The organism is Lentilactobacillus kefiri (assembly GCF_007989105.1).
GTDB classification, from domain to species: Bacteria; Bacillota; Bacilli; order Lactobacillales; family Lactobacillaceae; genus Lentilactobacillus; species Lentilactobacillus kefiri.
The window spans coordinates 25,784-31,903 of sequence record NZ_BJVK01000026.1 but is presented as its reverse complement, the minus strand read 5'-3'; the positions used below and the strand labels follow the sequence as shown (position 1 = coordinate 31,903).

Here is a 6,120-nt window from a genome sequence, read left to right as displayed (position 1 = left end):
ACATCCATTTGATGTTGGAACGCTCTTTTGCTTACCTCAATTTGGGGATGTTCAAATATGATTTCTTCAAATCAACGGTATATATCACATCCTGATTGCCATGCACAGTATATTCCATATCACTGGCATAAATGACAAGTCCAAGCTGATGACCCTTCAACAGTCGCCAAAAGGTTGGCTGGAATGGGATATTCAATGTATAGAAACTAATTGCTTTTAGTTCATCAACCTTGTAGCTGTTTTCCCGGTTTTGCATATTCATGTGGGCCTGGGTAATCCGCTTGAAGTCGGTTTCCTTTTTCTGTGGCAGAAATTCCTTCAAGTCGTCTCTTCGCCAGTGATATCCTTGCAGGATTCTCATTGAATCAATCGTTTGAGGTGTTTCAGTCAATCGTTTTGCTTTTCCATAATCGACCAAGGCAACGCTAATCATGCCAAATCCTTGGCTGGTCATCACTTGTAGACTGACTGAAGGACGCCCGTCAATCACCAAGTCTTCCGTTAACGGCTTGGTCAAAAGTCGGATACAGTGATAATCCATTTCAGAGCCGCCACGGAAATACAGGTCATGATGCCACTTATCCAAATCGTGATCGTAAGCCTTGTAGTCTTCTTCGGGAAGTTGGTCGGAAATGAAGTTATTTTCATTTAAATTGATCAAATTGTTTAGCGGATAACTGATTGATTCGGATTCACTGCCACCCCAATCCTGGTAGGCGGTCCAAGTTTCCGGTTGGGCGTTATCCTGGACGATCACGTCAGCCAAGGTGTCGTTAACGTGGTTGTCCACGTTGAACAGCTTATTGGTCAGCCAAAGATTGACGATATCGGTATAGTCAAACGAGCGGAAGTTATTCAAGTATTCATGCTGTCCTTGATGAAGAATCAACTTTTGAGTGATTGGCCGGGATTTTAACCGGTTCCTTGAATTCCACACCTGAGACGTCTTGACGTTCCAGTCGTTGAGCCCATGAACCAGCAGCATGTCCGCCTTGGTATGATTGACTTTTTCGATTTTTCGGGCATCCCAAAATGGATTATAGCTGCCACTGTCATGGCCCTGATCAAGCTTCATTTGCTTTAAATGAGCCAGCCACTTATCTTTGATGGTTGCGTAGTCCGCGGCGGATTGCTGACGGCTGAAAGTATATTCAGCCAAGGCATCGGCATCATCACCATCTGGAGCGACAACCAGGCCATTTTCTCGGTAGTAATCGTAGTAGTCGGCTAATCCTGCTTCGACAATGGATGTCTTCAAGCCGTTAACCCTGGTAAATGCAGCGGCAGTCGAAAGCGTTCCTAAATACGAACGGCCGGTCATTCCCACTTCACCACTGGACCACCAAGCTTTAATCGCAATTTGATCGGTTCGGTTGGTAAAGGCGGTTCGATCTCCATGAAGCCATTCAATAACCGACGTTGCACCAATGGTTTCTGCTCTGGTTCCAGTTGTTCGCAAACCGTCGGAATCGCGGGTTCCCACACCGCCGGAATAGACGACCGCAAAGCCTCTGGCAAGAAAATAGTCATTCAAAGAGTATGACCACAGCTTGCTGAAAGTCTCTCCAGCCTTGGTGGTTTCACCTTTAACGGTTCGGGGTGCCGGCAGTGAAACATCTTTGTAGTGATATTCAACATCGGTGTAAGTGAGTTGATTGGGCTCCTTTCGCTTGAGTGGTCGGCGGTTATCATGAGCATATTTTTCTGCCCATTTGACGTTCATGCCTTCCGAATATGGGTCGGCAGTAAAAATGACTGGGGCTTTGAACCCGCTGTCGGTTTCTGCTGGTCGGATAACGTTGACTTTTAATAGGTCACGTTTGCCATCGTGGTCCGTATCCAGTGGTGATTCGACATAGACGGTTTCTCGAATCAGACTGCTTGTGTCAAAAACCGCTTGGGACTTGCCGTTGAAAAATAGTGGTTTGGCAAAATCGGCATCTGAGACAAATTGCTGATAATAGCCCTTTCCGGCAAGCCAATCGATTAGTAGCTGACCAAATTTGTTTCGGGTATTTAATAGACGATACCAAGCGTCAATGAGTTGATCACAGTTGAATGTGTCTGGTCCATCGATCACTGGGAGGCCGATCTTGTTCATTGCGGCCAAGGGATCATTTATCGAAAAGTCCAGGCTTTCCAAAAAGCCCAGCAGTTGTAAGCCAACGTTGTAGAAAGCTTTCTTTGTCACTGGCCCAGTTTGGCTGGTATATATGTTGGCATTTTCGGTGGGGGTTGCCAGCAAGCCACTTATCTTCTCAATCCGGGTCGTCATATTTTCATGCATTGAGTAAAGCCTGATAAGCAGGTTGCGGAACAACGCCCGCGGATTTTCAATATGTAAGTTTTGAGCGTCTAAAAACCGGGTATCTTTCAATTCTTTGATGATAGTTTGATGATTAGTCGGAATATATGCAAACTGGCTGATTTTCATCGAATGCCTCCTCATTTCAAGTTATTGATATTATACAATTGTCTGCGGGTAATCGAGGAAAGATTTAAGCCTTTTTGAAAATTGGTCACTTCAAAAATCGAACGGCTGTTATGGCGATATACTGGATGTAATTAATAGGAACGCGGTGATAAAATGTTTCCATATTTGGGATTAAAGGCCAGCACCAATCAAAGACAAATTGATGAACGACTGCAGTATCATCCACAAGTCTTTGAATTCTTTACAATAGAAGCAGATGTAACATCGGACGGCTTGGATCATTTGAAGAACATGATTGATTATGTTCAAAATTCAGGCGTTGCCCACGTTGTGATTCACCATCCAATGAAGTTTGAAGGGGTCCATAACGAGGTTTCAGTTGATCCAAATACGAATCCAAAACAGTATCAATTCATGATGACGAGTTCTAAGAATTTAATTCAAATTGCCAAGCAGTTTGGCATCCAACTCCTGATCCACGGCGGATATAATCAACCGGTCTCAAAAATCATTCAGCAATTTGGTTCCATTCAAGCCGGCCGAAAGATTGTCTTCGAACGGTTGGATTACTTTAAATCGTTTGGTGAAAGCAACGTGATGTTTGAAAACTCAATCTCGCCTTTATTTGACTTCGGTGACTCCACGGTTGAACAAGCGGTGGTTGAGCATCAATACCGGTTATGTTACGATACCAGTCATGGATTTATAGTGCTTCATGGCAATAATCAAAAGCTTCAAGAAAGCATGCGCCGTTTGCAGGGCCAGGTTGTTCACTATCATTTTGTGGATTCAATGGGTCAATTTCACGACAGCCTGCAGTTGGGCAAGGGCGCAATTGATTGGCGACCTTTGAAACAGGTGGTTAATCGACGTGCGACCAACATTTTTGAAATTAATTTGAAAGATCAGTTTAACAGCTTGGAAATGCAAGCGAGTTATGATTATTTAAAAAATCTCTGGAAGTGATTCAACGTGATTGCTCAAAATTTACATAGGTGAGAAATGCGTTAGTATGGAAGTAGAATGTTTATTGGGGGGATGCCACGAATGAAAAAGTTCTTAGTTTTTATTGTTGCAATTACAGCGGTCTGTTTAGCTGCTTTCTCAGTTCGGGATTCAATGGCCGGACAAAAGAAAACGACCGGTACCCCCAACGACAGTAGTAATGTCAGTTGGCAAGAGCCCTCTGAAACCAAAGCTTATCCAAAGTGGAAGAACTTGAGTAAGCCATGGATTTACGTCAGCATCAAGCAACAGAAAGTCTACATCCATGGCAACGGCAAAGTTCAGTATATTATGAACTGTTCAACCGGATCCAAATCCAGCCCGACACCAAGAGGCACGTTCCATATTCAACACGAACGCGGACTGTCATTTTATAATGCCAGTTCAAAAGAAGGCGCCCATTATTGGGTATCCTGGTTAGGTCACGGCGTATACTTATTCCACAGTGTGCCAACCAACAAGCGTGGCCAATATGTCGTTTCCGAAGCTAATAAGCTCGGCACTCCGGCATCTCATGGATGTGTCCGACTAACCATTTCCGATGCCAAGTGGATGTATAAGACGGTGCCGTATCATACAAAAGTTGTTGTTCACTAATTAAATGAAGTATTTGAGGGCTTCTCTTTTTGGCAAATGCCGGAGGAGCGCTTTTTTATGGGCATTTTTGTTATACTAATGTTAATTTGATTGATCGAAAGAGGGGATACCATGGCACTTCATACGATATTAACGCCAAAATGGATTACCTGGGGAAAGCTGGTCGCAGCTGAGAATCCACGGTTGGAAGGCTTTGTGCCCAGCGAGGGTGGCGAAAACCCACGAATCCTATTGCTGGGAGAAGCTCCTGGCGACAAAGAGGTTAAGATTGGCCGACCATTTATGGGGCCATCCGGTAAAGAGCTTGACCGTTGGCTGGAGTCATTGGGCTTGACCCGCGAAGACATTTATATCACCGGGGTAGTCAACTCAAGGCCGTTTTCAATTGGCAAGACTGGCCGAAAAAGCGACCGGCGACCTAACCAAGCTGAAGTCAAAAAATCAGCGCCAATGTTTGATTGGGAACTTGCCCATTTTCCAAATGTTTTATTGGTTCCGATGGGCAATGCCAGTCTCCAGAGATTGCTTGGCAACAAGGCCAAGATCGGCGACCTGCATGGCCAGCTGATGGAGCGACCAATTCAGAAATATAATGCCGATGCGGATTCGTTTGAATTTACAAAAGAAAAGCACCGGATTTTTCCGCTTTATCATCCTTCGTACTCTAAGCGTTTTAAAAATATGAAGGCAGTTGTCGATGCAGATTCCGAAAAGTTAAAAGCATTATTAAATCAATGATTCATTGGAGGCAAATAATGACTGACGTGGAGTTTAGCAATGGAAAAATGATTGTGATTCCCAAGGGACTGGACAAACTCTGGGGCTTCAGGGGGCGTCTGGAATTCCCAATTGACCACATTACTCAAATGACAATTGAGTCGAAACAGCAACTTAAGGAAGATGGTAAGTGGGATCGTATTAAGATCAGAGCACTTGGCTTGGGCTTGCCGAATAAGAAAGTCGGAACCTTTATGGGTAACCGGACGACATCGTATTTGAATATATCCGGTCCTGACGATATTTTATTTGTTGAGCTGCATAGCGAAAAATATGATTTCTTGTTTTTAACGGTGGCGGATCCAAATGCCATCAAGGAAAGGTTTTTACAAATCAAATAACGCCAGTCGTTAACTGCCAGTTATCGCCCAAAAGGTGTTAATCTATAGCCGAATTAGTTATTTGGGAGGCGCACACAGATGACAAAACCATTAAATGGCGTTGAGCTGTATCATTCACTATTTGGAACTGAAATTCATGATCCACGGGTTTTATTTGAAATGCTGACAGTTAATGTTTTTCAGCCCGGATTGAACTGGCGGGTAGCTGCAAGCAAAATTCCGGTATTCGACAAAGTGTTTAAACATTTTGACGTCAAAGAAATTGCCAAGTTTGATGAGTTGGATCTTGAAAGATTGGAAGAAGATCCAGAAATGATTCGAAACCCCCGGAAAATTCGGGCAGTTGTCCAAAATGCCCAGGCCACTTTGAAGCTGCAGCCGGAGTTCAAAGACTTGGCGGATTACGTGTGGTCTTTTAAGCCAAAAAATAACGTGGTCAAAGGTACCCTCCAAGAAGAAACCCAAGGGCTCGGGGCAGAGTTGGCCAAAGATATGAAGAAACGTGGCTTTACGTTTGTTGGTCCAACCACGATGGAACTATTCTTAATCAGCAGTGGAATTCTCAAACATGAAATGTAAAACAATATTTTGAATGATAAAAGAGGAGTTGGCGATAAACGTCAACTCCTCTTTTGTGTATCAGAATAAATTCAATTAGAACAATTCAACAATCCAAGTTTTATCCGGATCATCTTCGTTTAATAATTCCGGGTGCTCAATCAGATCTTCATTCACTTTGGCAACTTTGCCGCCAATTGGTGAGTGAATTTCAGTGACAGCTTTGGATCCTTCAAAGGAAAGGATCGGATCGCCTTGCGCAACCTCAGTCATTTTTTCTGGGAATTCCGCAAAAGTAACCTGGCCGATTTCTCCCCGAGCCAAATCATTCAAACCAATCCGGGTATGGCCGTCAGAAGTTTTGTCTGTCCATAAGTACTTTGAATCGTCTACTTTATTTGCCATCAT

At 43.7% G+C, this 6,120-nt stretch carries 7 protein-coding genes; 5 read left to right on the top strand and 2 right to left on the bottom strand.

From position 1 onward, the window contains the following. Window positions 1-31 precede the first annotated feature (31 nt). Complete coding sequence (locus tag LKE01_RS08750; protein ID WP_095344966.1) at window positions 32-2,434, bottom strand: Xaa-Pro dipeptidyl-peptidase; 2,403 nt, start codon at window positions 2,432-2,434, stop codon at window positions 32-34. Window positions 2,435-2,587: 153 nt separating this feature from the next. On the opposite strand from LKE01_RS08750, the gene LKE01_RS08745 reads away from it, so the two are divergent. The 5 genes from LKE01_RS08745 (at window position 2,588) to LKE01_RS08725 (ending at window position 5,733) form a co-directional block, all read left to right on the top strand. Then, window positions 2,588-3,400, top strand: coding sequence for a TIM barrel protein (locus LKE01_RS08745; RefSeq protein WP_054769406.1), 813 nt, complete (start codon window positions 2,588-2,590; stop codon window positions 3,398-3,400). 81 nt (window positions 3,401-3,481) lie between these two features. Further along, window positions 3,482-4,036 carry a L,D-transpeptidase gene (locus tag LKE01_RS08740; protein WP_054769407.1) on the top strand — a complete coding sequence of 185 codons (555 nt, stop codon included), beginning with the start codon at window positions 3,482-3,484 and terminating at the stop codon, window positions 4,034-4,036. Between the two features lie 111 nt (window positions 4,037-4,147). Beyond that, the gene (locus LKE01_RS08735) at window positions 4,148-4,774 is read left to right on the top strand and encodes a uracil-DNA glycosylase (RefSeq protein WP_056981925.1); all 627 of its coding nucleotides are present in this window, start codon (window positions 4,148-4,150) and stop codon (window positions 4,772-4,774) included. Between the two features lie 17 nt (window positions 4,775-4,791). Next, on the top strand, window positions 4,792-5,154 hold the full coding sequence (locus tag LKE01_RS08730; protein WP_054769408.1) for a hypothetical protein: 363 nt from the start codon (window positions 4,792-4,794) through the stop codon (window positions 5,152-5,154). 78 nt (window positions 5,155-5,232) lie between these two features. Then, on the top strand, window positions 5,233-5,733 hold the full coding sequence (locus LKE01_RS08725; RefSeq protein WP_056981923.1) for a DNA-3-methyladenine glycosylase I: 501 nt from the start codon (window positions 5,233-5,235) through the stop codon (window positions 5,731-5,733). A gap of 75 nt (window positions 5,734-5,808) precedes the next feature. Here the strand turns inward: LKE01_RS08725 and LKE01_RS08720 are convergent, their stop codons facing one another. Further along, window positions 5,809-6,117: a glycine cleavage system H family protein gene (locus tag LKE01_RS08720; RefSeq protein ID WP_054769409.1), complete on the bottom strand. Its 309-nt coding sequence runs from the start codon at window positions 6,115-6,117 to the stop codon at window positions 5,809-5,811. Between the last annotated feature and the right edge of the window lie 3 nt (window positions 6,118-6,120).